The organism is Streptomyces sp. SDr-06 (assembly GCF_003324565.1).
Lineage (GTDB): Bacteria > Actinomycetota > Actinomycetes > Streptomycetales > Streptomycetaceae > Streptomyces.
Genome location: NZ_QOLA01000023.1, coordinates 87,375 through 113,154, shown reverse-complemented (window position 1 = coordinate 113,154; position 25,780 = coordinate 87,375). Strand labels below are relative to the sequence as shown.

General features: G+C 71.3%; 21 protein-coding genes and 1 tRNA gene. 10 read left to right on the top strand and 12 right to left on the bottom strand.

What is annotated here, in order from left to right; all coding sequences use genetic code 11:
• Window positions 1–43 precede the first annotated feature (43 nt).
• Entirely contained in the window at window positions 44–1,042 is a 999-nt protein-coding gene (locus tag DT019_RS32525; protein ID WP_114040563.1) for an RNA polymerase sigma factor RpoD/SigA, read from the bottom strand.
• A 147-nt stretch (window positions 1,043–1,189) separates the two neighbouring features.
• Between DT019_RS32525 and DT019_RS32520 the strand changes: the two genes are divergently transcribed.
• Window positions 1,190–1,726, top strand: a complete 537-nt coding sequence (locus tag DT019_RS32520; protein ID WP_114040562.1) for a GNAT family N-acetyltransferase — start codon at window positions 1,190–1,192, stop codon at window positions 1,724–1,726.
• A gap of 66 nt (window positions 1,727–1,792) precedes the next feature.
• On the opposite strand, the gene DT019_RS32515 is transcribed toward DT019_RS32520, so the two are convergent.
• Complete coding sequence (locus DT019_RS32515) at window positions 1,793–2,578, bottom strand: dioxygenase (RefSeq protein ID WP_114040561.1); 786 nt, start codon at window positions 2,576–2,578, stop codon at window positions 1,793–1,795.
• 128 nt (window positions 2,579–2,706) lie between these two features.
• Here DT019_RS32515 and DT019_RS32510 point away from each other — a divergent pair, with 128 nt between their 5' ends.
• On the top strand, window positions 2,707–3,198 hold the full coding sequence (locus DT019_RS32510; protein WP_114040560.1) for a MarR family winged helix-turn-helix transcriptional regulator: 492 nt from the start codon (window positions 2,707–2,709) through the stop codon (window positions 3,196–3,198).
• Window positions 3,199–3,246: 48 nt separating this feature from the next.
• Here the strand turns inward: DT019_RS32510 and DT019_RS32505 are convergent, their stop codons facing one another.
• Window positions 3,247–4,791 carry an MFS transporter gene (locus tag DT019_RS32505; RefSeq protein WP_114040559.1) on the bottom strand — a complete coding sequence of 515 codons (1,545 nt, stop codon included), beginning with the start codon at window positions 4,789–4,791 and terminating at the stop codon, window positions 3,247–3,249.
• A gap of 117 nt (window positions 4,792–4,908) precedes the next feature.
• Window positions 4,909–5,565: a TetR/AcrR family transcriptional regulator gene (locus DT019_RS32500; protein ID WP_223279863.1), complete on the bottom strand. Its 657-nt coding sequence runs from the start codon at window positions 5,563–5,565 to the stop codon at window positions 4,909–4,911.
• A 298-nt stretch (window positions 5,566–5,863) separates the two neighbouring features.
• On the opposite strand from DT019_RS32500, the gene DT019_RS32495 reads away from it, so the two are divergent.
• On the top strand, window positions 5,864–7,171 hold the full coding sequence (locus DT019_RS32495; protein ID WP_114040573.1) for a M6 family metalloprotease domain-containing protein: 1,308 nt from the start codon (window positions 5,864–5,866) through the stop codon (window positions 7,169–7,171).
• A 441-nt stretch (window positions 7,172–7,612) separates the two neighbouring features.
• Here the strand turns inward: DT019_RS32495 and DT019_RS32490 are convergent, their stop codons facing one another.
• Both DT019_RS32490 and DT019_RS32485 read right to left on the bottom strand, forming a co-directional pair.
• Window positions 7,613–9,265, bottom strand: a complete 1,653-nt coding sequence (locus DT019_RS32490; RefSeq protein ID WP_114040572.1) for a class I adenylate-forming enzyme family protein — start codon at window positions 9,263–9,265, stop codon at window positions 7,613–7,615.
• 280 nt (window positions 9,266–9,545) lie between these two features.
• Complete coding sequence (locus DT019_RS32485; protein WP_114040557.1) at window positions 9,546–10,622, bottom strand: LCP family protein; 1,077 nt, start codon at window positions 10,620–10,622, stop codon at window positions 9,546–9,548.
• Between the two features lie 145 nt (window positions 10,623–10,767).
• On the opposite strand from DT019_RS32485, the gene DT019_RS32480 reads away from it, so the two are divergent.
• Entirely contained in the window at window positions 10,768–11,994 is a 1,227-nt protein-coding gene (locus tag DT019_RS32480) for an Ig-like domain-containing protein (RefSeq protein WP_114040556.1), read from the top strand.
• A 107-nt stretch (window positions 11,995–12,101) separates the two neighbouring features.
• Window positions 12,102–12,174 (top strand) — tRNA-Arg (locus DT019_RS32475).
• 104 nt (window positions 12,175–12,278) lie between these two features.
• Here the strand turns inward: DT019_RS32475 and DT019_RS40465 are convergent.
• The 3 genes from DT019_RS40465 to DT019_RS32460 form a co-directional block, all read right to left on the bottom strand.
• Window positions 12,279–12,872 carry a hypothetical protein gene (locus tag DT019_RS40465; RefSeq protein ID WP_114040555.1) on the bottom strand — a complete coding sequence of 198 codons (594 nt, stop codon included), beginning with the start codon at window positions 12,870–12,872 and terminating at the stop codon, window positions 12,279–12,281.
• Between the two features lie 122 nt (window positions 12,873–12,994).
• Window positions 12,995–14,821, bottom strand: a complete 1,827-nt coding sequence (locus DT019_RS32465; RefSeq protein ID WP_114040554.1) for an MFS transporter — start codon at window positions 14,819–14,821, stop codon at window positions 12,995–12,997.
• 254 nt (window positions 14,822–15,075) lie between these two features.
• The gene (locus tag DT019_RS32460; RefSeq protein WP_189390107.1) at window positions 15,076–17,841 is read right to left on the bottom strand and encodes a D-alanyl-D-alanine carboxypeptidase; all 2,766 of its coding nucleotides are present in this window, start codon (window positions 17,839–17,841) and stop codon (window positions 15,076–15,078) included.
• Between the two features lie 196 nt (window positions 17,842–18,037).
• On the opposite strand from DT019_RS32460, the gene DT019_RS32455 reads away from it, so the two are divergent.
• The 3 genes from DT019_RS32455 (at window position 18,038) to DT019_RS32445 (ending at window position 20,240) form a co-directional block, all read left to right on the top strand.
• On the top strand, window positions 18,038–18,787 hold the full coding sequence (locus DT019_RS32455) for a GOLPH3/VPS74 family protein (RefSeq protein ID WP_114040552.1): 750 nt from the start codon (window positions 18,038–18,040) through the stop codon (window positions 18,785–18,787).
• Between the two features lie 204 nt (window positions 18,788–18,991).
• Window positions 18,992–19,861, top strand: coding sequence for a helix-turn-helix domain-containing protein (locus DT019_RS32450; protein ID WP_114040551.1), 870 nt, complete (start codon window positions 18,992–18,994; stop codon window positions 19,859–19,861).
• A gap of 175 nt (window positions 19,862–20,036) precedes the next feature.
• Window positions 20,037–20,240 (top strand): DUF397 domain-containing protein, encoded by a 204-nt coding sequence (locus DT019_RS32445; RefSeq protein ID WP_114040550.1) that lies wholly within the window; start codon window positions 20,037–20,039, stop codon window positions 20,238–20,240.
• 106 nt (window positions 20,241–20,346) lie between these two features.
• Here DT019_RS32445 and DT019_RS32440 read toward each other — a convergent pair whose 3' ends face one another.
• Window positions 20,347–21,186: a hypothetical protein gene (locus DT019_RS32440; protein WP_114040549.1), complete on the bottom strand. Its 840-nt coding sequence runs from the start codon at window positions 21,184–21,186 to the stop codon at window positions 20,347–20,349.
• Between the two features lie 81 nt (window positions 21,187–21,267).
• Between DT019_RS32440 and DT019_RS32435 the strand changes: the two genes are divergently transcribed.
• Both DT019_RS32435 and DT019_RS32430 read left to right on the top strand, forming a co-directional pair.
• Window positions 21,268–22,050: an SDR family oxidoreductase gene (locus tag DT019_RS32435; RefSeq protein WP_114040548.1), complete on the top strand. Its 783-nt coding sequence runs from the start codon at window positions 21,268–21,270 to the stop codon at window positions 22,048–22,050.
• Between the two features lie 456 nt (window positions 22,051–22,506).
• The gene (locus DT019_RS32430) at window positions 22,507–24,081 is read left to right on the top strand and encodes a sodium:solute symporter family protein (protein ID WP_114040547.1); all 1,575 of its coding nucleotides are present in this window, start codon (window positions 22,507–22,509) and stop codon (window positions 24,079–24,081) included.
• 52 nt (window positions 24,082–24,133) lie between these two features.
• On the opposite strand, the gene DT019_RS32425 is transcribed toward DT019_RS32430, so the two are convergent.
• Both DT019_RS32425 and DT019_RS32420 read right to left on the bottom strand, forming a co-directional pair.
• A complete protein-coding gene (locus DT019_RS32425) occupies window positions 24,134–24,556 on the bottom strand; it encodes a hypothetical protein (RefSeq protein ID WP_147267370.1) in 423 nt (140 codons plus the stop codon).
• 82 nt (window positions 24,557–24,638) lie between these two features.
• Window positions 24,639–25,763 carry an ADP-ribosylglycohydrolase family protein gene (locus DT019_RS32420; protein ID WP_114040545.1) on the bottom strand — a complete coding sequence of 375 codons (1,125 nt, stop codon included), beginning with the start codon at window positions 25,761–25,763 and terminating at the stop codon, window positions 24,639–24,641.
• Window positions 25,764–25,780 lie beyond the last annotated feature (17 nt).

Sequence of the window (25,780 nt, the reverse complement as noted above, 5' to 3'; positions counted from 1 at the left end):
CACCAGGGGGGGAAGGCGCCGGAGCTCGTCTGGGGGGCGGGGCCTAGGCCGCCGCGTCGAAGCCCGTGTCGCGGGCCATCTTCTTCAGTTCGAGCAGCGCGTGCTTCTCGATCTGACGGATCCGCTCGCGGGTCAGGCCGTGTTCCTTGCCCACCTCTGTCAGCGTACGCTCGCGGCCGTCGTCGATGCCGTAGCGCATCTTGATGATCGAGGCGGTGCGCTGGTCGAGCTTGCCGATCAGGTCGTCGAGCTCCTCGCTGCGCAGGAGCGTGAGCACGGACTGCTCGGGCGAGACGGCCGAGGTGTCCTCGAGCAGGTCGCCGAACTGGGTCTCGCCCTGGTCGTCGACCGGCATGTTCAGCGAGACCGGGTCGCGCGCCCAGTCGAGGACGTCACCGACGCGCTCGGGCGTGGAGCCCAGCTCGGCGGCGATCTCCGTGTGCTCGGGGTCGCGCCCGTTCTCCCGGTTGAACTCGCGCTGGACCCGGCGGATGCGGCCCAGCTCCTCGACCAGGTGGACGGGGAGGCGGATGGTGCGGGACTGGTCGGCGATCGAGCGGGTGATGGCCTGGCGGATCCACCAGGTCGCGTACGTGGAGAACTTGAAGCCCTTGGCGTAGTCGAACTTCTCGACCGCGCGCACCAGGCCGGCGTTGCCCTCCTGGATGAGGTCGAGCAGGGGCAGACCGGCCCTCGGGTAGCGCCGGGCCACGGCGACGACGAGGCGCAGGTTGGACCGGATGAAGAGGTCCTTGGCGCGCTCGCCGGCGGCGTACAGCGCCTCCAGCTCCTCGCGCGAGGCCCCGGCGGCCTTGCTCTCGACCTCTCCGTCGAGGATCTGGCGTGCGTACACACCGGCCTCGATGGTCTGCGAGAGCTCGACCTCCTTGGCGGCGTCGAGCAGCGGCGTACGCGCGATTTCGTCGAGGTACATACCGACCAGGTCGCGGTCGGCGATCTCACCGCTGACTGCGCGGACCCTGCTTTCCGACTCCGAACCGCCAGAGGCGGACTGTCGGCGGGCGACGGCGCGGGTTGCCATGCGTGCTCCCTTACTGAGTGGTCGCGACACCCTCCCGGGTGCCCTGCATCCGATGGAAACAACGGCTGGAATCCGGACAGAATTCCCGTCCCACCCATCGATTTTCGTGATCATGCAGTACCCTGTGCCGCCACGGGAGGGGGACAGGTGCCGCAGGGACGTACAGAGGTGCAGGTCAGACCTGGTGCGGAGGCCGATCTGGAGGCACTCACGGACCTTTACAACCACTTCATCCGTGAGACCGCCATCACATTCGACACGGTCGCCTTCACCGCCGAACAGCGCCGTCCGTGGCTGCACTCCCACCCTGAAGACGGCCCGCACCGTCTTCTGGTTGCTCACGATGACCGTTTTGTCGGCCCCGGCGGCGTTCTCGGCTACGCGACCAGCAGCCCCTTCCGCCCGAAGCCCGCGTACGCGACGTCCGTCGAGGTGAGCGTGTACTGCGCGCCGCGGGCGACCGGCCGCGGCGTGGGCACGCTCCTGTACCGCTCCCTGTTCGAGGCGCTGGCCACCGAGGACGTGCACCGGGCGTACGCCGGGATCGCCCTGCCGAACGAGGCCTCGGTCAAGCTGCACGAACGCTTCGGCTTCGCGCACCTGGGCACCTACCGCGAGGTGGGCCGCAAGTTCGGCCGCTACTGGGACGTCGCCTGGTACGAGAAGGAGCTGGGGGCGTCGTAGCCCTCAGGGGCGCCCGAGCAGCGGAAGGCGCCCCGCGTGCACAACTCCCGTGCCCCGCGTTCCCGTTCAGCCGTACTGCACCGAGCGCTTGGCGAGCCCCATCCAGAACCCGTCGATGACGCTGCGCGCCCCGCCCGGCTCGCCCTCGCTCGCGCCCATCGTCACGAACAGCGGGGCGAAGTGCTCGGTGCGGGGGTGGGCGAGCCGCCCGGCGGGGGCCTTGTGCTCGAAGTCGAGCAGGGCGTCGAGGTCGCCGTCGGCCAGCGCCCGCGCGCCCCAGTCGTCGAACTCGGCCGACCAGGTGGGCACTTGGCCGCCGGTGTGGCGCAGGGCGGCCAGGTTGTGGGTGAAGAAGCCGCTGCCGACGATCAGCACGCCCTCGTCGCGCAGGGGCGCCAGCTTGCGGCCGATCTCGTACAGCCTGCGCGGGTCGAGGGTGGGCAGGGAGATCTGCAGGACCGGGATGTCGGCGGCGGGGAACATCTCGACGAGCGGCACATACGCGCCGTGGTCGAGCCCGCGGTCCGGGATGTCCTGCACGGGCATGCCGGGCGCGCGCAGCAGCTTCCGTACGGAGTCGGCGAGTCCGGGGGCGCCGGGCGCGGCGTAGCGGACCTGGTAGTAGTGCTCGGGGAAGCCCCAGAAGTCGTACACCAGGGGCACGGTCTCGGTGGCGGCGAGCGCGAGCGGGGCCTCCTCCCAGTGGGCGGAGACCATCAGGATCGAGGTGGGCCGGGGCAGCGCCGCGGACCAGGCCGCCAGCTCGCCGGGCCACAGCGGGTCGTCGGCGAGCGGCGGGGCGCCGTGCGAGAGGTACAGGGCGGGCATGCGCTCGGGGCGGGCGACGGTCATGGCGGACACTCCGGCTCACTCGCGGTCCGGCCGAGGGTCCGGCCGGAATATTGCTTGAAATCTCAAGCTCTTGCTCCACGGTAACGCTGGCTTGTTCAACTTTCAAGAAGCGTCCGTACAGTAGATGTATGACCTCGGCACCCAACTGGCTCAGCGACGAGGAGCAGCGCACCTGGCGCGCCTACCTCCACGCCACCCGGCTCCTCGAAGACCACCTCGACCGACAGCTCCAGCGCGATGCCGGGATGCCGCACCTCTATTACGGGTTGCTCGTCCAGCTCTCCCAGGCGCCCCGGCGCCGGATGCGCATGACCGAGCTGGCCAAGCACTCCAAGATCACCCGCTCCCGGCTCTCGCACGCCGTGGCGCGGCTGGAGAACAACGGCTGGGTCAAGCGCGAGGACTGCCCGTCCGACAAGCGCGGCCAGCTCGCCACGCTGACCGAGGCGGGCTTCGAGGTTCTGGAGCGGACCGCGCCGGGGCATGTGAGCGCCGTACGGCAGGCGATGTTCGACCGGCTGACCCCGGCGCAGGTGGAGCAGCTCGGCGAGATCATGCGCGTGATGGCGCAGGGCCTCCAGCCCGCGGACGCCAAAGCGGACCTGCCCTGGCTCCGCTGAGTCGGCGGGGCCGGGGCAGGTCCGTGCGTCCGGGGTGCTACCGGGCGGTCAGTGGGCGACCACCGGGATGCGCACCTCGTCCTCGACGTCCTCACCGGCGCCCGGCCCGGAGACCGAACCGCCGCCGGGGCGGTTGGTGTTGATGAGGGTGACGGCGATCGTGGCGGCCGCCGCCAGGATGCCGACCGCCCACCAGATGGCGGCGGTGAAGCCGTGCACCATGGCCTGGAGCTTCAGGAGCTCGGGGTTGGTGGCGCCGAGCGCCATGTGGCCGCTGACGTACGCGGTGGTCGCCGAGGCGGCGATGGTGTTCAGCAGGGCCGTGCCGATCGCGCCGCCGACCTGCTGCGAGGTGTTGACCATCGCGGAGGCGACACCCGCGTCACGCGGCTCGACGCCGATGGTGGCGAGCGACATGGCGGGCATGAAGGCGGTGCCCATGCCGAGGCCGAGCAGGATCTGCGCGGGCAGGATCACACCGGCGTACGAGGTGTCGATGTCGAGCTGGGTGAGCAGCAGCATGCCGACGGCGGCGGTCAGGAAGCCGGGGCCCATCAGCAGGCGCGGCGGGACCCGGGTCATCAGACGGGCGCCGATCTGGGTGGAGCCGGTGATCATGCCCGCGATCATGGGCAGGAAGGCGAAGCCCGTCTTGACCGGCGAGAAGCCCTTCACGACCTGGAGGTAGTAGGTGAGGAAGAGGAAGAGGCCGAACATCGCGATGATCGCGAGGCCGAGCGAGAGGTAGACGCCGCCGCGGTTGCGGTTGGTGATGACCCGCAGGGGCAGCAGCGGGTGCCGCACCTTGGCCTCGAGGGTGACGAAGGCGGCGAGCAGCACCGCGGAGGCGATGAACATCGAGATGGTCAGGGTGTCCGACCAGCCGGCCGACTCGGCGCGGGTGAAGCCGTAGACGAGCGCGACCAGACCGGTGGTGGACAGGACCACGCCGGGCACGTCGAGCGGCGAGCGGTTGCGGGTGCCGGCGGGCTCGCGGATGACGAGGTAGGCGCCGAGCGCGGCCACGATCGCGAACGGGATGTTCACGAAGAAGGTCCAGCGCCAGTTGAGGTACTCGGTGAGGAAGCCGCCGAGGATGAGGCCAACCGCGCCACCGCCACCGGCGATCGCACCGTAGATGCCGAACGCCTTCGCGCGCTCCTTGGCGTCGGTGAACATCACCGCGAGCAGCGAGAGGGCGGCCGGCGCGAGCAGTGCGCCGAAGGCGCCCTGGAGGGCGCGCGAGCCGAGCAGCATCGCCTCGCCGGTGGCGGCGCCACCGAGCGCGGACGCGGCCGCGAAGCCGAGCAGACCGACGACGAAGGTGCGCTTGCGGCCCCACAGGTCGGCGATGCGCCCGCCGAACAGGAGCAGCCCGCCGAACGCGAGCGCGTAGGCCGTGATGACCCACTGCTTGTTGGCGTCACTGATGTGCAGCGCGTGCTGGGCCGAGGGCAGCGCGATGTTCACGATCGTCGCGTCGAGCACGACCATCAGCTGGGCCAGGGCTATGAAGGCGAGCGCCTTCCAGCGACTTGGATCGGGAGCGAGGGAGAACTGGTCCGACGTGTCGAGACCGACTGTTTTTGACATGGGGGTAGCCACCTTGGGACGCGGAATACCGGAAAAAGTGTCGTAACTACGCTGGAACTACGTCTGAACTACGGCTGAATTACGGTGCGTGAACAGGGAGTTGAGGGCGGGAGGCGATCAGCTCGTGCGGAGGTCGTCGAGGGTCGCCGCACTGCCGGGCAGCTCGGACCGCGCCGGGGCCTGAAGCCCGTCGAGGAACAGTTGCAGATGGCGGTGGACGAACTGGTCGATGTTCGGGCAGGGCGTGCCGGGCAGGGGCCTGGTCAGCTGGGAGAGGGCCACCATGAGGTCGCCGACGGCGACGTCGTCGCGGAGCCGGCCGGCCGCGCGGGCCCGCGCCATCAGCCCCTCGACGTCGCGTTCGAGGCGCTCGCGCGCCGCGTTCAGCTCCGCGTGGTCCTGGTCGAAGGTGTTGGAGAGCATCGGGCAGAGCGCGCCGATCCGCTCGTCGGCGGCGGCGTGCACGAAGCGGCGCAGCGCGTCGAAGGGATCGGTCTCCTCGGCCGCGGCCGTCTCGGCCTGGGCCGAGACGCGGTCCATGACCGAGAGCACCACGCTGGTGATGAGCTCGGCGCGGTCGGCGAAGTGGCGGTAGATCGTGGCATTGCCGACGCCGGCCCGGCGGGCGATCTCGTCCAGCGGGCGCTCGGCGCCGTACTCGACGAACATCTCCCGCGCCGCGGCGATGATCCGCTCCCGGTTGCGCAGGGCGTCGGCCCGCGGGCGCGGGGCACGACGCGGCGCTGCGGCGACGGAAGCGGCGGCGGTCTGCACGACTCTGCTCCTTCTGGAAGGTGATCGGGTCTGGTGGGCGGTCGGGCCCGCGTTGTCCGCCCGGGACCTGACCCAAGCGGGGAAGCACTCCCCGTTTCGCGGGGACACGAGTTCAAACGGGGAAACCTTCCCCGGTTATTTCCGCCCGACATGTGACCTGAGTCACATATCCCCATGTCCCGAAAAACCCACATTCGGGCCACCCAGCGCGCGTACCCGTCCCACCCGCCACAGGGTGATCAGACGAGCGCAGTCAGGAACCGGCCTGCTGCCGGTCCCCGAAGGCGAGCGCGTGCGCATGCAGGACGACAGCCAGTCCCGCCCGGCTCGGGCACCCGGCCGCCGCATATCCCCCCGGCGGCGCAGCCCCATCCTCGGCGCCGCCCTCGCCTCGGTCGCCTTCGCGGCGCTGACCACCGGCTCCACCACCCTGTCGATCGCCAGCCGCGCCTCCGCGGGACCGGTGGCCGCCCCCGGCGAGTCCCCGCTCGCCCCCTGCCGGATCCCGGCCGTGCTCGGCGTGCAGATGTCGGAGGGCATGCCGACCCCGCCCGGCTACGCGCACTCCACCGGCATCGTCCGGGCCCTCACCCTCATGATCGACTTCCCGGACGCCCCGGGCCCCGGCTCCGCCCTCAGCCGGTACAAGGAGTTCTTCCCGCAGACCAGCGACTGGTTCCGCAACGCCTCCTACGGCCGCCTCGACTACCGCGCCGAGGCCCCGATCCCGAACTGGCTCAGGATGCCGAAGTCGTTCACGGCGTACGGAATCGAGCGCGGCTCCCCTTATGAGCCCGGCTACCACCGCCTGGTCCAGGACATGATCGCGGCGGCCGGGCCCAGAGTGAACTTCTCGAAGTACGACCTGGTGAACGTGCTGGTGACCCCGAACGCGGGCCCCTCCGCCCTGGACACGGTCCTCTCGGTGACGTTCTCCGGCAACGAGGACGCGCCCTACGCGGACGGCGTCCCGCTCTCCAACACCTCGTTCGTCTACAGCCGCCAGGACGACGGCTCCGGCTCCTACGGGGAGACCGGCTACCGGGTGCTGCCGCACGAGAACGGCCACGTCTTCGGACTGCCCGACCTCTACACCGCGCAGGGCGGCGGGGCCGTCGGGCACTGGGACATCATGTCCGAGGACTGGGGCGCCAACAACGACATGCTGGGCTGGCACAAGTGGAAGCTGGGCTGGCTCGACAACAGCCAGGTGTCGTGCGCGACGGGCACGGGCGTGAGCCAGTACGTCCTGAGCCCGCTGGCCACCGAGGGCGGCCCCAAGCTGGTCTTCGTGCCGGTGACGAAGGAGAGCGGGTACGCGGTGGAGGTCCGCACCCGCGCGGGCAACGACGAGGCGGTCTGCAAGCCCGGGGTGCTGATCTACCGCGTGGACGCGAGCGTCGACACCGGCCGGGGCCCGATCAACGTCTCCGACAGCCAGCCCACCAGCGGCGGCTGCACCCGCCGCCCCAACGTGAACGCGGAACTCTCGGACGCGCCGTACACCACGGGAGAAACGTTCGTGGACCGCACGAGTGGAGTGCGGATCGCCGTGACCGGGGTGGACGGGATGGGCAACTACCACGTAAAGGTAACGAAATCCTGAGGCTTGTCTCCCCTCAACTCCGTTGCCTTGAAGGGGAGTTGGGCGACCTCCGCCTCTCCAACGCACGAGGGCCGACGGCCCGGTGCGCAGCCCCCGCCAGGGGTCCAGGGCAAGGCCCCACGGGGCACGGGGCACAGCCCCCATCGGGGTCCGGGGCGGACCCCCGTGGGGGTGCAGGGGGTCTGGGGGCGGAGCCCCCAGGGCTCAGCTCATCCAACCCCCGTCACGGGCGGGCGGGCGGGCGGGCGAACTCCCCGGGGTCCGGGGCGAAGCCCCGTGGGGGTGCAGGGGGCGCAGCCCCCGCAGGGGGTCTGGGGGCGCAGCCCCCAGGGCTCAGCTCATCCAACCCCCGTCACGGGCGGGCGGGCGGGCAAACTCCCCGGGGTCCGGGGCGGAGCCCCGGGTGACGGACCTTTCCCACCCCCACAACCGCCGGAGGCTTTAGGGAAGGGGCGGGGTGGGGAAAACCTCCCGGAGCTCCCGCTTCAGCACCTTCCCCGTCGCATTCCGCGGCAACACCCCCTCCCGCAGCACCACCCGCCCCGGCACCTTGAACCCCGCGAGCACCGCCCCGACATGCGCCCGCAGCTCGTCCACCGACACCCCGGACCCCGGACGCACCTGCACCACCGCCGCCACCTCCTCCCCCAGCACCGGATGCGGCACCCCGAGCACCGCCGCGTCCAGCACCGCGGGGTGGTCGTGGAGGACGGCCTCGACCTCCACGCAGTACACGTTCTCGCCGCCCCGGATCACCACGTCCTTGAGCCGGTCGACGATCGAGACCCGCCCCTCGTTCAGCACCGCGAGGTCCCCGGTCCTGAACCACCCGTCCTGGAAGGCGAGTCGCGTGGCGCCGGGATCGTTCCAGTACCCCCGGATCAGCGACTGCCCGCGCAGCCACAGCTCCCCCACCTCGCCGTCCGGCAGCGGCGCCCCGTCGGCCCCGGCGATCCGCACCTCGGTGACGGGGGTGGGCCGCCCCACACTGTCGGGCCAACGTCGGTACTCCACACCGAAGTTGGCCATCACCCCGCCACTGGTCTCGGTCAGCCCGTACCCGTTGCGCGGCTCGATGCGCGAGCCGTACCGCGCGGTGAGGCCGCCCACGAGGCCGGGCGGGGCCGCGGCGCCGCCGGTGTTGAGCGCGGTCAGGCTCTCCAGCGGATCCCCGGACTCCGCGGCGGCGGCGAGGAGTTGGAGGGCGGTCGCGGGCACCCCGGCGTAGTGCGTGACCCGGTGCTCGCGGATCAGCGCGAGGGCGCGGCTCGCGTCCCACTTGCGCATCAGGACCAGCGTGCCGCCCGCCGACATCGCCGCGTACACCGAGGTGAAGGCGGCGACGTGGAAGAAGGGGAAGGTCATGAGGGTGACCGGGGCGGGTCCCTGCCCGGGGACGAGGCCGCGGCCGAGCAGCGACATGGCCGCCTGGAAGCGGGGGTTCATCGCCGCCCCGGCCTGGGCGAGCTGGGTGGCGACGGCCCCCTTGGGGCGGCCGGTGGTGCCGGAGGTGTAGAGGATGGTGGCGTCCGCGTCCGGCGCGACCTCGACGTCGGGCGGCCCGGCCGCCGGGTCGGGCGAGGTGAGCTCGTCGAGGTCCTCGTACCGCTCGAATCCGGCGGGCACTTCGCCCGCGTGGTGGAAGACCAGGCCGGGCACCCCGTGCGCGGCGGCCCAGCCCGCCACCCGCTCCAGGCGCTCGCCGTCGACGAGCAGCACGCGCGGGGTGCAGTCGTCGAGGGCGTACGCACACTCCTCGCCGGTCCACCAGGCGTTCAACGGCACCGTCACCAGGCCCGCCAACTGGGCTCCCCAGAAGGCGATCTGCCATTCGGGATGGTTGCGCAGGGCGATGGCAGCGCGGTCACCCGGGCGCAGCCCGTGGACGTCGGTGAGGCGGCGGGCCAGCGCGCAGGCGGCGGCGAGGAACTCGGCGTAGCTGTACGTGCCGGTCTCGGCGATCAGGAACGGCCGGTCCCCGAAGGCCCAGACCGTCTCGACGAACTCGCGCAGGGTGCGCGGCCCGGTCGCGTACACGAGGTCGCCCGTCTCGGTGCGGACGGTGGCGAAGGGCGCGCCCGGCGCGGTGAGCAGCGCCTCCGCGCGCTCGGGCCCGAAGCCCGGCCCGGCCTCCCCGGACCCGGTCGCGGGCCGCCCGGCGGAGCCGGGCCCCGCCGCGTCCGGCCCGGTCGCGTCCGGCCCGGTCGCGTCCGGCCCGGTCGCGTCCGGCCCGGTCGCTTCGGGCCCGTTCGGGTCCGGCTCTGTCGTCGCCACGGGAAGCCTCCTAAGCGCCTGCTCAGTCCCAGTGGTGCACGACGCTATGCCGCGGCCCCGCCCCGGTCAAGGTCGGTGTAGAACACAACTGCTCTGGCGGTCAGCCCGGCCGCACCACTTGGCCGATTCCGTTCGGTCCCGAGGCCGTGCCGGTGAGGGCGTCCTGCGGGACGGGCCGGTCCGCCTTGAGGGCGGCCCAGACCTTCGCGCCCCGGGCGGCGTCCGGCACCAGGCGGTCCTCGTCACCCTGCTCCAGCTGGGCCGGCAGGGTGACCATCTGGACGTCCGGCGCGCCGAGCCCCCGCATCGAGTACGCGAGCGAGGCGAGGTTGCCGACGTGGGCGAGCGAGGAGTCCGTGGTGAGGGACTTCGTCGCGGTGTCGGCGACGTTGAAGAGCCTGGCCGGGTCGGCGAGCAGGTTCTGCCCCGTGAGCCGGCTGAGCAGGGCGGTCAGGAACTGGTGCTGGAGCTGGATGCGTCCGAGGTCGCTGCCGTTGCCGACGCCGTGCCGGGTGCGTACGAGGTCGAGGGACTGCTGGCCGTTCAAGTGGTGTCGGCCGGCCCGCAGATGGACCCCGCTGTCCTTGTCGTCGATGGGCTTGACCAGGGTCACGGTGGTCCCGCCGAGGGCGTCCATCAGCTCGGCGAAGCCGTCGAAGCCCACCTCGACGTAGTGGTTGATCCGCAGACCGCCGCTCAGGGACTCGACCGCCGCCACCGTGCAGGGGGCGCCGCCCGTCTCGTAGACGGAGTTGAACATGACGCCTTCGCGCTCCGGCAGCTTCTGGCCGGAAGCGGTCGTGCAGGCCGGGCGGTCGACGATGGTGTCGCGCGGGATGCTGACGACCGCAGCCTTCCTGCGGCCCCCGTACACATGGAGCAGCAGGGTGGTGTCCGAGCGCCCGGTGTCGTCGCCCCCGCCCGCCCGTCCCGCGTTCTTCCCGGCCCGCGAATCGGAGCCGACGATCAGGATGTTGAGGTCGGAGGTGGCCGACGCGGCGGGGGTGAGCAGCGAGCCGAGCTCGACGCTGCTGATGTTGTCGCTCAGCCGGTGCCAGGTGTACGCGGCCGCGCCGCCCACGAGCAGCAGCAGCCCGGCGAGCGAGCAGAGCACGAGACGCAGACGGGTGGGCCGGCCCATCCGGGGTATCCGCCCCCAACGGGGTCCGTACGTCATCCCTCGACTCCGTCCGTAGCCCGACCCAGAACCCAGAACCCCGCATGCGTACGCACAGGGCGTTACCGCACACTACAAGAAAGGTTCATACCACCGCATAACGGGCACATCAGGCCGGCAGCCTCTCGGAGGGGAGACGTCCACGGTGACAGGCAACCGTACGAAGCGCGCACAGACCGGCCGCCCCGGCGCCGCGGCGATCCTGGCCCTGCTCGCCGTGGCCGTGCTGGCGCTGGGCGCCTGCTCGTCGGGCGGCGGCACGGACTCCCCCGGCCCGAGCCCGACGGTGTCCAGGGCGCGGATCACCACCACACCGCAGGACGGCGCGGGCCACGTCGGCATCACCGTCAAGGACGTCGGCGCGAGCGTGACGGACGGCACCTTCACCTCGGTCACCCTCACGGCCCAAGGCGGCAAGGCCATCGCCGGAGCACTGACCCCGGCCCGCAACGCCTGGCACCCCTCGGCGAACCTGGCCCGCGGCACGGCGTACACGCTGACCGCCGAGGCGAAGGACCCGGATGGCCGGACGGCGACCAGGACCGCGCGCTTCACCACGGTCTCCGAGAGCAACTCGGTGATCGCCTTCTACACCCCCGAGGACACCTCCACGGTGGGCGTGGGCATGGAGGTCTCCTTCCGGTTCGACAAGCCGGTGACCGACCGGAAGGCCGCGGAATCCGCCGTGAAGATCACCTCGACCGGCGGCCAGCAGGCGGTGGGCCACTGGTTCGGCGACCGGCGCGTCGACTTCCGCCCCCAGGAGTTCTGGAAGCCGGACTCCAAGGTGACCGTGAACTTCGACTTCGACGGGCTCCAACTGGCCAAGGGAATCTATGGAGTTCAGGACAGGTCCTTCTCCTTCACCGTGGGGCGCGAGCAGATCTCCACGGTGGACGCGGCCCACCAGGAGATGACCGTCCGACAGAACGGCGCCACGGTCAAAACGGTGCCCGTCTCCACCGGCTCCCCGAAGTTCGCCACGTACAACGGCACGATGGTCATCAGCGAGCAGTACCGGCAGACGAAGATGAACAGCACCACGGTGGGCCTCGGCGACGAGTACGACATCCCCGACGTCCCGCACGCCCAGCGCCTCACCAACTCCGGCACCTTCATCCACGGCAACTACTGGGCGGCGCCGTCGACCTTCGGCGCCCAGGCCACCAGCCACGGCTGCGTCGGCCTCCAGGACACCCAGGGCGGCGGCGACCCCGGCTCCCCCGCCGCCTGGTTCTACGCGAACTCGATGCCCGGCGACGTGGTGATCGTGACCAACTCGACGGGCGGCGGCACGGTGGCCCCCGACAACGGCCTGAGCGGCTGGAACATGCCCTGGCCCGCCTGGACAGCGGGCAGCGCGACCACCTGAGCCCCCGCCGGGCCCCTCGGACGCCGGGCCTCGCCCCACTCCCCCCGCCCCGCCAACAAGCCCCTCCCCACATCCGCTACCCTGTCCAGGTCTGCCATCGGCAGCACGCCTCCGTAGCTCAGGGGATAGAGCACCGCTCTCCTAAAGCGGGTGTCGCAGGTTCGAATCCTGCCGGGGGCACAGTGGTGAGCAGGACGAAGGCCCCGAACCGATCATGGTTCGGGGCCTTTCCGTACGACGGCACGGGGTCGGTGCCCCGGGGCGGCGGGGAATCCGGGCCTCTTTTACTGCCAGCCCCCGGTGAAGTCGCTGTTGAGCTGGGCGTCGCAGATGTTGTAGCCGCCCGACGCGTGCCCGGCCTTCGTCTGGCCGTCCACGGTCACGCTGCAATTGACGTCGCCCGAGCCCTGCAACTGGGCGTTCAGCGAGTAGTACATCGCGCCCTTCTTGAGGGGCAGGGTGGCCTCGAACTTGCCGTCCTCGAACACGCCCTTGCGGGTGTCGCTGTCGGAGCCGTAGGAGATGTCGAGACCGCCCAGCATTCCGGCCGGGGCGCTCCCCCAGACCTTGAAGACGACGGTCTTCGGTACGTCGGCCTTCTTGCTGTCGTCCTTGGCGCCGGCGGCCGGTTTGTTGCCGGTCGTGGACTTCGAGGCGCTCCTGCCGGAGTCGTTCGCGCCGCTGCCGCTGACGGCCGCGGCGACGACGCCGAGCGCGACGGCCACGCCGACGAGGCCGAGGCAGCCAAGGCCGATGACCTTCCCCGCGCCGGGTCCCTTTTTCGGCGGCTGCGGCTGAAACGGCGGCCCGTACGGCTGCTGGCCGTAGGGCTGCTGCGGGCCGGCCCATCCGGGATGCTGAGGCTGCTGATTACTCACGGGTCCCCCAAGATGTCTGCTGTCGCAAGCAAGATGTGGGACATGTGGAGATGGCGGCCAGTTGCCGCTTACCGGCTGGATTCACCCCATCGAGGTAACCCGGCGGATGGGACCGGGCTCCCTCAGGGGGTCAGGCCCTCCGGGCAGCCCGTGCCGCGCGGGATGCTGTAGGGCGCGGCCACCCGGTAGGTGCCCGGTTTCGGGGCGACGAGTTCGGTCCACTCGTCGCCCGCGGCCGTCTGGGGGGCCTTGCGCAGGCAGCCGTTGGGGTTGGTGTACGACTTCGGGCCGTGGCCGCGCAGCTTGGACTCCGGGGTCTCCTGCGGCGGCACCACACCCTTGCCCTTGGCGTCGACCAGCTTCAGCCAGGGCGAGTACGGGATGCGGATCAGGACCTTGCCCGCCGAGCCGACCTCCACCGTGACCTCGCCCTCACCGGCGTGCTTGACCGTGGCGGGCGGGTCCGCGAGCGGGGTCGGGTTGTCGACGGCGTACAGGCGCCAGTGCTCGTTCGACCAGATCTGCTTCAGGTACGGCTGGCCCTCCTGGAGGAGCTTGGCCTCCTTGATGTCGCCGCTGGAGTCCGCCGGGCCCATCGGCAGCACCACGTAGCGCACCGCCCAGCGGTCCAGCCAGGCGTGGTAGTTCTCCGAGTTCAGGGTGTCGTCGTAGAAGAGCGGGTTGCGCTGCATGTCCGCCTGCCGGTTCCAGCCGCGGGCGAGGTTCACGTACGGGGTGAACGCCGAGGCCTCGCGGTGGCTGGAGGCGGGGACCACCTCGACCCGGCCGGTCTCCGCGTCGAGCCCCTGCAACTGGGCGACCAGCGGCGCCAGATCGCGCGCCCAGGTCGCCGCGGGGGCGGTGCGCACGATGTCGTCCGCCGACTTGAAGCCGATCCAGCCGTTGAGGCCGGCGAAAGCCAGCACGAGGACGTACCACTTGCGGGACTTCGGCACCGCGTACGGCAGGGCCGCGAGCAGCAGCACCCCGGCGAACAGCATCGCCAGGCGCGTGATGTTCGAGCCGATCTGCGAGTGGATCGCGAAGCACAGCAGCACCCCGACGCCGTACACCAGCGCGGCCGTGCGGACCGTCCGCCAGTCCTTCGGCACCAGGAAGAAGATGAGGGCCGCGAAGAGGAACGGGCCCGAGGTCGTCATCAGCGCCATCGGCTGCGTGCCCGAGAAGGGGAAGAGCCACGCCGACAGGGCGACCACCACGACCGGCGGCAGACCGATCGTGTACGCGCCCGGGCGGCGCTTGTTCAGGAAGAGCGCGGCCGCGACGATGCCGAGGAACAGTCCCGCGACCGGGCTGCTCGCGGTGGCGAGCGCGGCGCACGGCGCGGCGACGGCCGCCTTCTGCCAGCGGTTCTCGCGCCGGTTGTGCGGCCAGCAGAACACCGCGGCCACCGCGCCGAGCGCGAACATCGTGCCGAGCCCGAAGGTCACACGGCCCGACACGGCGTTGCACAGGAAGGCGAAGAGCGCGGCGAAGGAGCAGGCCAGCGGGTTGCGGACCGCCTTGACGCGGACCAGGATCAGCGCGGTGAGCCCGGCCGACACGGTCCCGGCGATCATCATCGTGGTCCGGACGCCGAGCACCGACATCAGATACGGCGAGACGACGCTGTACGACACCGGGTGCATGCCGCCGTACCAGGCCAGGTTGTACGCCGACTCCGGGTGGCGGCCGACGAACTCGGTCCAGGCGTCCTGCGCCGCGAGGTCCCCGCCGCTGTTGGCGAAGACGAGGAACCAGAGGATGTGGGTCACGGCCGCGGCCGCCGTCACGAAGGCGACGGGGTGGCGTCTCGGCCAGGAGTCCGGGCCCAGGCGTATTCGCCGCTGGGCCCGGGACGCCCAGGACGGGGTCCCGGTCCCGGTGGTGCTCGTGGTCGTACTGGGGCTGCTGTCGGCGCGGGTGGGCGTCGGCTCAGCGGTGGTCACTGCGGCTCTCCCGCCTCACGCTGTCTCACCTGGCATGCGCGACCGTGTGCATTCGCACACGGTCCGCGCGGGGGCCGCCCGGGCGGCCCGTACTGCTTGTGTCCGGAGCACTCCGGACGGAGTCGATGCTTCCCCGGGTACTCCCCCGAGATTGTCCCCCGACTCAAGGGACGCCGTCCCCGCGTCCCCAGTTGCCCGAAGCTAGCACGAGGGCGCCCCGCAGGTCGGGGCGCCCTCGAAGCGGTCGGGGGCGGTCAGCCCAGTCGGGTGAGCTTGTCGCCCACGCCCGGCTCGGTCAGGGCGCGGCCCAGCTCGACCGGGGCGGTCAGCCTGCCGTTGCCCGTGCCGATCGACAGCTCGCCGACCACGGTGCCCGGCTTCGCCGAGTGCGGGACGGCCTTGCCCGCGTCGCCCAGGGTCACGTCGACCTTCAGGCCCGGCCAGCCGACCGCCTTCAGGTCCTTGGCCGCCACGACCGGGGTCCTGCCGCCGAGCCCGTCGTCGACGTACCCGACGACCTCGCCCTTCTTGACGACGGTCGCCGAGGTCACCGCCTTCTGCACGGCCTGGATCAGCGTGTAGCTGTTGCTGATCGCGGACTTCAGCTTGTTGTCGAGCGTGGTGCCGGTGCGCTGGCCCATGACGATGCCGTAGATCCGCTGGTTCTTGCCGTCGACGACGGTGTCGGCCGCCCACAGCAGATTGCCGCCGGCCGGGGTCGAGGAGCCGGTCTTGATGCCGCTCACACCCGGCTTGAGCAGGATCGTGTTGTTGTTGTAGATCATCGTGTCGATGCCCGGGATCTTGATCTGGGGCGTGTTGACGATCTCCCGGAAGATGTCGTTCTGCATCACGGCCTGCGCCAGCTTGAGCTGATCGGTCGGCGTGGAGACTGTGGTCTCCTTCAGCCCGCTCGGGTCGGTGTACGTGGTGCTGGTCATGCCGAGTCCCTTGGCGGCGTCGTTCATCTTCGCGATGAACGCGTCCTCGCTCCCGGCGTCCCAACGGGCCAGCAGCCGCGCGGCGTTGTTGCCGGACGGGATCATCAGCAGTTCGAGCATCTGCTTCTCGGTGAACTGCTGGTCCTTGCGGATCGGCGCCGTCGACTCGTCCGGCTTCTTGGCGTCGTCCTCGGCCTGCTGATCGACCGTGATCTTCTCGCCCTCCTGCTTCCCGGTGATCGGGTGGCCCTTGAGGATCACGTACGCCGTCATCGTCTTGGCGACGCTCGCCAGCGGCGCGGGCTTCTGCTCCCCGTGCGTACCGAGGCTGCCCACCCCGTCCACGGCCACCGCGGACTGCCCCTCGGCGGGCCACGGCAGGCTGAGCTCGCCCCCGTTGAAGGTGTACGTGGCCGACGAGGTGAGGGTCAGCTTCGGCGCGGGAAGCGGGCGCAGGATCTGTACGACCGCAAAGACGACCAGGAGCAGCAGGACCAGCGGGGTCCAGATCTTGAACCGCCGCACCGTGGTGCGGACCGGGGTCTGCGGCGGGGGCGGGGTGTTCGTCAGCTCGGCGAGCAGGTCGAGCGGGGGCTTCGGCGGCAGCGGCTGCTGTCTGGTGCGCTCGGCCCGCTCGGGGACGGCCCCACTCGGGGCGCCGAAACCGGGGCCGGTGGCGGGCGGCGGGGTGACCTTCGGCGCCTCGGGCTTGCGAGCGGGGGCGTCGAGCTTCTTGGCCGGGGCGCCGTTCGCGGTACCCGCGTCGTCCGGCCGCAGCGGCACGAACCGGCTCGTCCGCTCGCCCGCCTCTTCCCCGGTCCGCCCGGCAGCGGACTCCCGCTGCGGCGAGGGCAGCTTCAGCATCGCCGTCGGCTGATCGACGGCGGGCGGAGCGACGGCCTTGAAGACGGTGGTCGGCTGGTCGATCCCCTCGTCCTGAGCCCCCTTGCCGTCGGACTTACGGTCGGAGCCCTGCCCCTTGGCCTCGGCGGCCTTGACCTCAGGGGCCTGAGCCTTGGCCTCGGCGGCCTGCGCCTTGGGTTCGGAGGAGCCCGCCTTCGGCTCGGAGGAGCCCGCCTTGGACTCGGACAGGTCCGCCTCCGGCTCGGAGGGAGTCGCCTTCGGCTCGGAGGGAGTCGCCTTCGGCTCGGAGGGAGTCGCCTTCGGCTCGGAGGGAGTCGCCTTCGGCTCGGAGGGGGTCGGCTTGGGCTCGGAGGAGGTCGACCTGGGCTCGGGGGTGGTGCTGCGCTTGGCGCCCCAGGAGGTGGTGCGGGCTGCCGAGGCATCGTCGTCGCTGTCGGGCTCGGTGCCGGGCTTGGTTGCGGGCTCGGACTTGGAGGCACTCTCGGCTACGGGCTCGGACTCGGACTCGGCCTTGGTGCCGCTCGCGGCTCCGGGCTCGGGCTCGGTGCGGCTCGGCTGAGCCTTGTCGGCCGTGGCCTTGTCGTCGGAAGCCTTGTCGTCGACGTCAACGGTGGCGTCAGCGTCCGCGGTCGCGCCAGTCGTGGCAGCGTTGTCGACGGCCTCGGACTTGGTGCCGGTGGACGCGGGCTCGCTGCCGTTGGTCTCCGGCTTGGCGTCGCCCGCCGTCGGCTTGGCGCCGGTGCTGGGCGCGGTGCGGCTGTCCTTGGTGTCGGCGGTGTCGGCGGTGTCGGCGTCGCGGGCCTCGGCCCCGTCGGACTCGCGGTCGCCCGACACGGAGTCCGCCGACTTCACGACGCCCGGCTCAGCGGCACCCGAACCAGCGGCGCCCCGCTCAGCACCCTCCGAGCCAGCGGTATCCGACTCCGCCTCGGCCTCCTGGTCGACCCACGCCGCGACCGCCGCGCGGAGCCGGGAGTCGCCGTCCTCCTGGCGCGGGGCGCGGAAGACGGCGGTCGCCTGGTCCACGGAACCCGCCGCGGCCGAACCCGAGCCCGCCGCGGAGGTGCCGGAACCATTCGCCGTCCTGGCGCCGTCCTCTCCCTTGCCGGAGGGGGACGGGGAGTGGGAGACCGCGAGACGCGGATCGCGTTCGCTCGTAGTCGTCTCCCCCGACGACTGCTGCTGCTCCGACTTGTCGGGGGACTCGCCCGCCACCGATGCCTCCTCCAGACGCCGGGTGGCGTCATCCGAAACTGTCCGAACCATGTACCAGTGTCCCGTGTGCCGGGTAGGACCCCCCGGCTAGACGAGAACGACATACCTGTCGGTTCCCGTACGAACCACCCAGGCGCTCTCGACAGATGAATGTGAGAGGGGTCACCCTGTCATTCATCCACGCGGGGAGGCATGGATGGGCAGGAGCCGCAGAACTATTCCGGAAGAGCTGTTGCTGCTCGCTCTGGACCCGGCCACGGGTACCACAGCGCAGCCGCAGTCGCTCGACCTCGGCCTCGCCGGAGCTCAGCTAGTGGAGCTGGCTCTGGCAGGACGGATAGCCCCAGACGGGGATCGCATCGCCGTGGTGATGGCACGGCCGACAGGAGATCCGACACTGGACTCCGCACTGGAACTGCTGCGCAGGCGCGGCAGTCCGGTTCGGGCCGTCCACTGGATCGGCGGGCCCCGCCTCGGGCTCCGCCAGATTTACCTCGCGCACCTGGAGCGGTGCGGCATGGTTCATGCCGTGTCCGGCCAGATGTGCGGGGTGCTGCCGACGACTCGCTACCAGGCGACGGACACGGCGATCAGCCGGGACATCAGGGCCCGGCTGGACAGTGCGATCCGCACCGGCGTACCGCCGGACCCGCGGACCGCGGCGCTCGCCGCGCTGGCCCACGCGGTCGGGCTCGGCAAGCACCTCTACCCCGGCAACGAGGGGCGGTCATCGCGCTCCCGTCTCAGGGACCTGATCAGGCACGACCCCATGGGTGGGCTCGTCGCGCACGCCGTGATGGACGTGCAGAACGGGGTGGCCGCTCAGCCACGCCGCAACGGCCAGAGCGCCGCCGCCCCCGACAACGGAGGCCGCCACGCCGCGGCGGCCGGCGTTCCGATGCAGCCGCATCACGGGGCGATGGTGCGGGCCGTGGCCCACCACTAGTACCACCGGCAGGACCGCACCACCGCCGCGCCGTCGTCCCCATGACCCGGTTCGGGAACCGCACATGACGCGCGGGGCTGTCTCGACAGCCCCGCGCGTTCGCGTAGTCGCTGTGTGTGGCCATTTTCCAGCGCGCGCCCGGATATTGGTGGCAGTCTGCTGAGCAGAAGAACAGAAAAGCCGTGAGCCGGAGGTGCGTTACCCGTGGCGTCCAATGTGAATCCCACCGTCAGGCGGCGCCGATTGGGCCAGGAGTTGCGCAGGCTCCGCGAGCTGAAAGGCATGACGGCCGAAGAGGTCGCCGAGCGTCTGCTGGTGTCCCAGTCGAAGATCAGCCGCCTTGAGAACGGCCGCCGTTCCATCAGCCAGCGCGACGTCCGCGATCTGTGCGGGGTGTACGAGGTCGACGACCACCGCATCGTCGACTCGCTGATGCAGATGGCCAAGGACTCCCGCCAGCAGGGCTGGTGGCACGCCTTCGGCGACATCCCGTACAGCGTCTACATCGGCCTGGAGACGGACGCGGCGAGCCTGCGCGTCTACGATCCGCAGGTCGTGCCGGGCCTGCTCCAGACCCGGCAGTACGCCGAGGCCCTCATCGCGGGGGCGCTCCCGGAGACCGCCCCGACCGACGTCGAGAAACGGGTGAACGTCCGGTTGCGACGGCAGGAGCGGGTACGGGCGGCGGAGAACCCCCTGCGGCTGTGGGTGGTCATCGACGAGGCGGCGCTGCGTCGCCGGGTCGGCGACAAACAGCTGATGATCGACCAGCTGGAGTTCCTCATCGAGCAGTCCCAGCTGCCCCATGTCACCGTGCAGGTACTGCCGTTCAGCATGGGCGCGCACCCGGGAATCAACGGGCAGTACGCGATTCTGGAATTTCCGGACGCGTCGGACTCCAGTGTCGTCTACATCGAGGGCGTCACCAGTGACCTTTACCTGGAAAAGGCCAATGATGTCCAGAAATACAGCGTGATGTACGAGCACCTGCGCGCGCAGGCCCTGAATGTCGACCAGACGCGGGAATTCATTACCGCGATCGCGAAGGACTACGCGCGCGGCACAGCCGGGTGAGAGCCTGAAGCGCGGCACCGTACACCCCCCACACGCCGCGATGGAAGGCCCGGCTGGAATATGCCATCCGGTTGAGTGAATGGCCGCCGCGCACCGGGGGACCTGCGAGTAGCGTCGATCACGCCAACGAAAAACGTTGGCCGAGAACGACCAACTCGCAAGAACCGGAGCGAACATGGCAATTCTTCAGGGCGCCACGGACACCTGGACCAAGTCCTCGTACTCCACCGGAAACGGCGCATGTGTCGAAGTCAAGTCCCCTCAGACGCACGCCATCGCCGTGCGGGACTCGAAAGTCACCGAGGGCCCCTCGATCTCCTTCGCCCCCGGCGCGTGGAACGCGTTCGTGGCCGAGGTGACCCGGGATTCCCTCAGCTGACGACCTCGCCGGCCATCGTGATACCCGCAGTACCGACAAGAGCCCTCTCGACTGGTCCGCCGTCCCGGCCGAGGGGGCTCGGCCATGTCCGCGGCGCCGGGACCGGCTACCGGAGTTCGTCCACGTAGCGGTCGCTGCCGGGCACGGTGGGGATGAACGGTGCCGCCAACTCCAGCCTCCCCAGGCCCGTTTCGGCGACCTCCGCGTCGAGCCCCGTGAAGCGGTCCGCCCAGACCTCCCCCGGGTGCCGCTCCAGGAACCACAGCAGGGTGAGGCGGGTGTCGACCCCCTCCACCTGCTTCACGTACGTCATGCGGTCGCCCGGCAGCGGCGTCGGGCGGAACACCGTCACCATCGCGGCGGGCCCCCCGGCCAGCCGCTCGGGCAGGTGGCGCGAGCACAGCCATTCCAGCAACTCGGCCCGCGCCCCGGCGCTTTCGGCGTCGATGACCTCCAGGACGAGCCCCGCGTACGGGTGGTCGAGCGCGTGGTAGTCCCGCGGCCCGGCGGCTCCGTCCCGGTAGACGGTGGCCTCGTGGTCCTGGAACGAGGTGAAGACGTGGGTGCGGTCCTGGTAGACCCGGCCGTCGCGGTTGAGGCGCTTGTTGATGCCGACGGTCCACTTCATGTGCTCGTCGTAGCGCCCGTCGGTGATCCAGTACGTGGAGAGGTAGCAGCCCGCGCCGACCGGCTGGGCGACGGCGGACTTCTCCGGGTAGCGCAGCCCCTGGAGCGCCCGGGTGGCCACCCAGCGGCGCCCCGCGTACATCCAGGGCATGGCCATCGCACCGGCGTAGTAGTGGTCGTCCTCGTACCAGCGGTTGTAGGCGTACTCATGGCCCGGGTGCGGCTCCACCATGGTGATCAGCGCGTGCCCCGGGCGCACCCCGTAGGGCCCGACCGACGCCAGCTCCGCGTACGCCTCGGGCCGTGTGTCCTCCGTCATGCCGCGTCCCTTCCCTTGGCCACCGGACGGACTTACTCTGACGCTCCGTCAGAAAATGTGCCAGAGCCGGGAGGCGACCGGATGTTGCTGCGTGGGAAGACCGTCGTCGTCTCCGGGGTCGGGGCCGGACTAGGGCACCAGGTGGCCGCGGCCGTGGTCCGCGACGGGGGCAACGCGGTGCTCGGCGCGCGCACCGAGGCCAACCTCGCCAAGTCCGCCGCCGAGATCGACCCCGACGGCGGCCACACGGCGTACGCGGCGACCGACATCACCGACGAGCGGCAGTGCGAGGCGCTCGCCGCGCTCGCCGTGGAGCGGTTCGGGGCGATCGACGCGGTCGTCCATGTCGCCGCCTGGGACAGGTCCTTCGGCGGCCTCCAGGACGCGGACTTCGCCACCTGGCAGCAGGTCATCGACGTGAACCTGCTCGGCACGCTGCGCATGACGCGGGCCTGCCTGCCCGCGCTCAAGGCGCGCGGCGGCTCCGTCGTCGTGATCGGCACGCAGTCGTCGGTGGCGGCGCCCTCACAGGTGCGGCAGGCGGCGTACGCGGCCTCGAAGGGGGCGTTGACCTCGGCGATGTACTCCATGGCGCGGGAGCTCGGACCCGACCGCATCCGGGTCAACACGGTGCTGCCGGGCTGGATGTGGGGGCCGCCGGTGCGGGCGTACGTCCAGTTCACCGCGCACACCGAGGGCGTGCCCGAGCAGGAGGTGCTGGGGCGGCTCACCGAGCGGATGGCCCTGCCGGAGCTGGCCACGGACGCCGACGTGGCGGAGGCCGTGATCTTCCTGGCGTCCGACCGGGCCCGCGCCATCACGGGTCAGTCGCTGCTCGTGAACGCCGGGGAGCTGATGAGGTGAGCCCGCCGGCGTGAATCCGCTCCCGCGAGGTGGGCTCACCCGAGACGCGCGCCCGTGGACGTGTGCGCAACCCGCCTTGAATCAACGGCAGTTGGACCTGACCCTCTCGGCCGCAGGGGACCCGCATCCCGTGCGGTCGTTCGCATGTGGTCGCTCGCATGTGCAGGGAGCCTGCTGGACGGAGCCTGACGAAGTGCCCGCTCATCGTGTGGCCCCGGTCGCGCGCACGACAACACCTCCCGAGGCAAAGCACGGGCAAAATCGTTCGACTTCCTGACCCTTGTTCATATCCATGACCGCCGAATGCCTTGACCACCCCCTCCGACAAGGGGTTCAATCCCCGAAGTCCCCGCTCCCGCACGGGGCGCCGCTGAACCGGGCGAGCCGACGAAGGGCATCCGAGTTCACTGACGTCGTTCAGCGACGTACACAGGGCGGACCCCTTGGAGGGGGCACATGAACAGTCTCGACTGGGCCGTGCTCATCGGCTACTTCGGCGTGATGGTCGCGATCGGCATCTGGTCCCACAAGCGGGTCGACGACGTCTCCGACTTCTTCACCGCCGGCGGCAGGATGCCCTGGTGGCTGTCCGGCATCTCGCACCACATGTCCGGCTACAGCGCGGTGATGTTCACCGGCTACGCGGGCATCGCCTACCAGTACGGCGTCACGTCCTTCGTGACCTGGTCCTTCCCCATCGCGGTCGGCATCGGCATCGGCGCCCGGCTCTTCGCGCCCCGGCTCAACCGGCTGCGCTCCCGGCTCCACGTGGCCTCCCCGCTCGAATACCTCAAGAACCGCTACAACCTCCCGACCCAGCAGGCCCTCGCCTGGTCCGGGCTGCTGCTGAAGATCGTCGACGTGGGCGCCAAGTGGGCCGCCATCGCGACGCTGCTGTCGGTGTTCACCGGCATCACCATCACCCAGGGCATCTTCATCACGGGCTGCGTCACCGCCGTGTACTGCACGGTCGGCGGGCTGTGGGCGGACGCGCTCACCGAACTCGGCCAGTTCGTCATCCAGTTGGCCGCCGGACTCGCGATGCTGATCGCCGTCATGGGCAAGCTGGACGGCTTCGCCACGCTGTGGACGGTGTGGGACAAGCTGCCCGGCGGGCACGCCCACGCCACCGCGGGCCCCTACACCGTCACGTTCCTGCTGGCGTTCCTGTTCATCAAGACCTTCGAGTACAACGGCGGCATGTGGAACCAGGCCCAGCGCTACATGGCCACCGACTCGGCGCGCTCGGCGACGCGGTCGGCCCGGCTCTCGGCGATCCTGTGGGCCGTGTGGCCGACCGTGCTGTTCTTCCCCATGTGGTGTGCGCCGCTCCTGGTCCACGCGAAGAAGCCGGACGGTTCGGACTCGTACGCCCTGATGACCCAGACGCTGCTGCCGCACGGCATGCTCGGCCTGGTCGTCGTCGGCTTCTTCTCGCACACGATGGCCATGTGCTCGTCGGACGCCAACGCCATCTCGGCGGTCTTCACCCGGGACATCATGCCGGTCCTGTCGACGTCGGCCCGCGGCTGGAACCCGCGCGCGGGGCTCGTCGCCGCACGCCTGTCGACCCTGGTCTTCCTCGGCCTGTCGATGACGATCGCGACACAGGTCAACTCGCCCGCGTTCAAGGACATCATCACCGTCGTGATCAAGTGGGTGGCCGGGCTGATGGGCCCGATCGCCATCCCGTTCATGCTGGGCATGCTCAGGACGTTCCGGAGGTCCGGCCCGACGGCGGCGCTCACGAGCTGGGCCGCCGGGCTGCTCGCGTTCTTCTTCGTGAACTACGACCTGGACGGCTCGCAGAAGACCGGCGTGGCCCTCCAGTGGCAGGTGTCGGTGCCGCTCGCGATCTCGCTGATCCTGTACGTCCTGATCGGTCTCCTCAAGCCGGAAGACACCCCCGGGCGGGACGCGCTGCTCGCCCGCATCAACTCCGATGACGGCGGCCCGGGTTCGGCCCCGGCGGCCGCCTCCGTACCGGCGCCGTCCGAAGCCGGGGAGGCGAGGGTGGCGACGGCCGACTGAGCGTGGCACGGACGGCCCGGCGCGGGCCCGCGAGCCGTTCGGGGCCGCCGCCTCAGCCGACGATCTGCGGGTCGCCCGTCTCGCCCGGCGCGAAGCCGTCGCCGCCCGGGGCCGGGTAGGCGCCGTCGCGGTGCGGGCCCGGGCGCTCGTGGCGGCCCTTGGAGTCGTCGTCGCCGCCCGGCGGGCAGTGCTGGCCGCCGGCCTCCTCGTCCTCCTCCATCACCATCTGGTCGACGGCGTGCTGGGCGTCCCTGGCGTCGTACGGGGGGAGTTCGCCCTCGCGGGCCGAGGGGTCGGTGAAGGCGGGCTCGTCCTCGTTCTGGACGTACTGCGGATGGTCGGCGTCGTCGGCCGGGGCGGCGACGGAGGTGCCCGCGCCGGTGCCGAGCAGGGCGAGGGCGACCAGCGGGGCCGTGAACCAGCGGGCCGACGACGTGCGGGCGGCCACGGTGCGGGCCACGGGAAGGGGGGTCATGACGACGACCCTGGCGAAGTCCCGCGTGCGCGCGCGAGGGACACGCGGCGCTGGGGCCGGTCATCCGCCCGCAGGGGTGGATTCAACCCCTCGGATAGCGCAGCAGCCACCCTGCCGTGTTGACGGCGGGACCGTGCAGGGCGGGGCCCTGGGTCATCTCCATCGCGAAGTCGTCGGCGAGTTCGAGCACGGTCGCCCGGCCTTCGAGCTGGGCGAGCCAGGCGGGCGGCAGCGCGGTCTCGCCGTGCATCGCGCCGAGCAGACTGCCGCAGACGGTGCCGGTGGCGTCCGACGGCCCGTCGTGGTTGACCGAGAGCAGCAGGCCGTGCCGGATGTCCTCGCCGACCAGCGCGCAGTACACCCCGATCGCGAGGGCCTCGGGCGCGGTGTGCCCGGTGCCGAGCGTGGCGACCAGGCTCGGGCTCGGCATGCCCTGCCGTACGGCGCCGAGCGCGTGCTTGAGCGCCTCGGTGACGCGCTGGTGCCCCGGGCGCACGGCGAGCTGCGCGAGGGCCCGCTGGACCGCGCCGTCCATGGACTCGCCGCGTGCGAGCCCGTGCACGATGACGGCGAGCGCTCCGGCGGAGAGGTAGGCCGCCGGGTCGCCGTGGGTCTGCGCCGCGCACTCCACGGCGAGCTGGAGCACCAACTGCGGCTCCCAGCCCACCAGGAGACCGAACGGCGCGGACCGGGTCAGTGCGGCCGGGTCGTCCGCGCCCGGGTTCTTCGGCTGTTCCAGGGTCCCCATGATGTCGTCGCCGAGTCCCACCAGACACGCCTTCGCGGGGTCGCGCCGGGCGTAGAGCCACTCCTCGCGGGCCAGCCAGCCGATGTCCTCGCGGCGCTCGTCGGGCCCCCAGTCGCGCTGGGTCGCCGCCCAGCGCAGATGCGCGCGGTGCACATCGGTGGGCGGGTGCCAGGCCCCGGTGTCGCGGCGCACCTGGGCCCGTATGAGCCCGTCGACGGTGAACAGGGTGAGCTGGGTGGCCGCGCTCACCGCGCCCGCGCGGCCGTACGCGGGGACGAGGTCGCCCAGCGCGTCCAGGCCGTGCCGCGCGCGGATCTCGCTCAGCGCGAGGCCCGCGACGCCCGTGCCGAGCGCGTCCCCGATCGCCCCGCCCAGCAGGCAGCCCCGCACCCGGCTGCGGAAGTCCTGCTGTTCGGCACGGCCCCAGACGGGTGCGGTGGCTCCGGCTGCTGCGCTCATGCGGCAGCACGGTACCT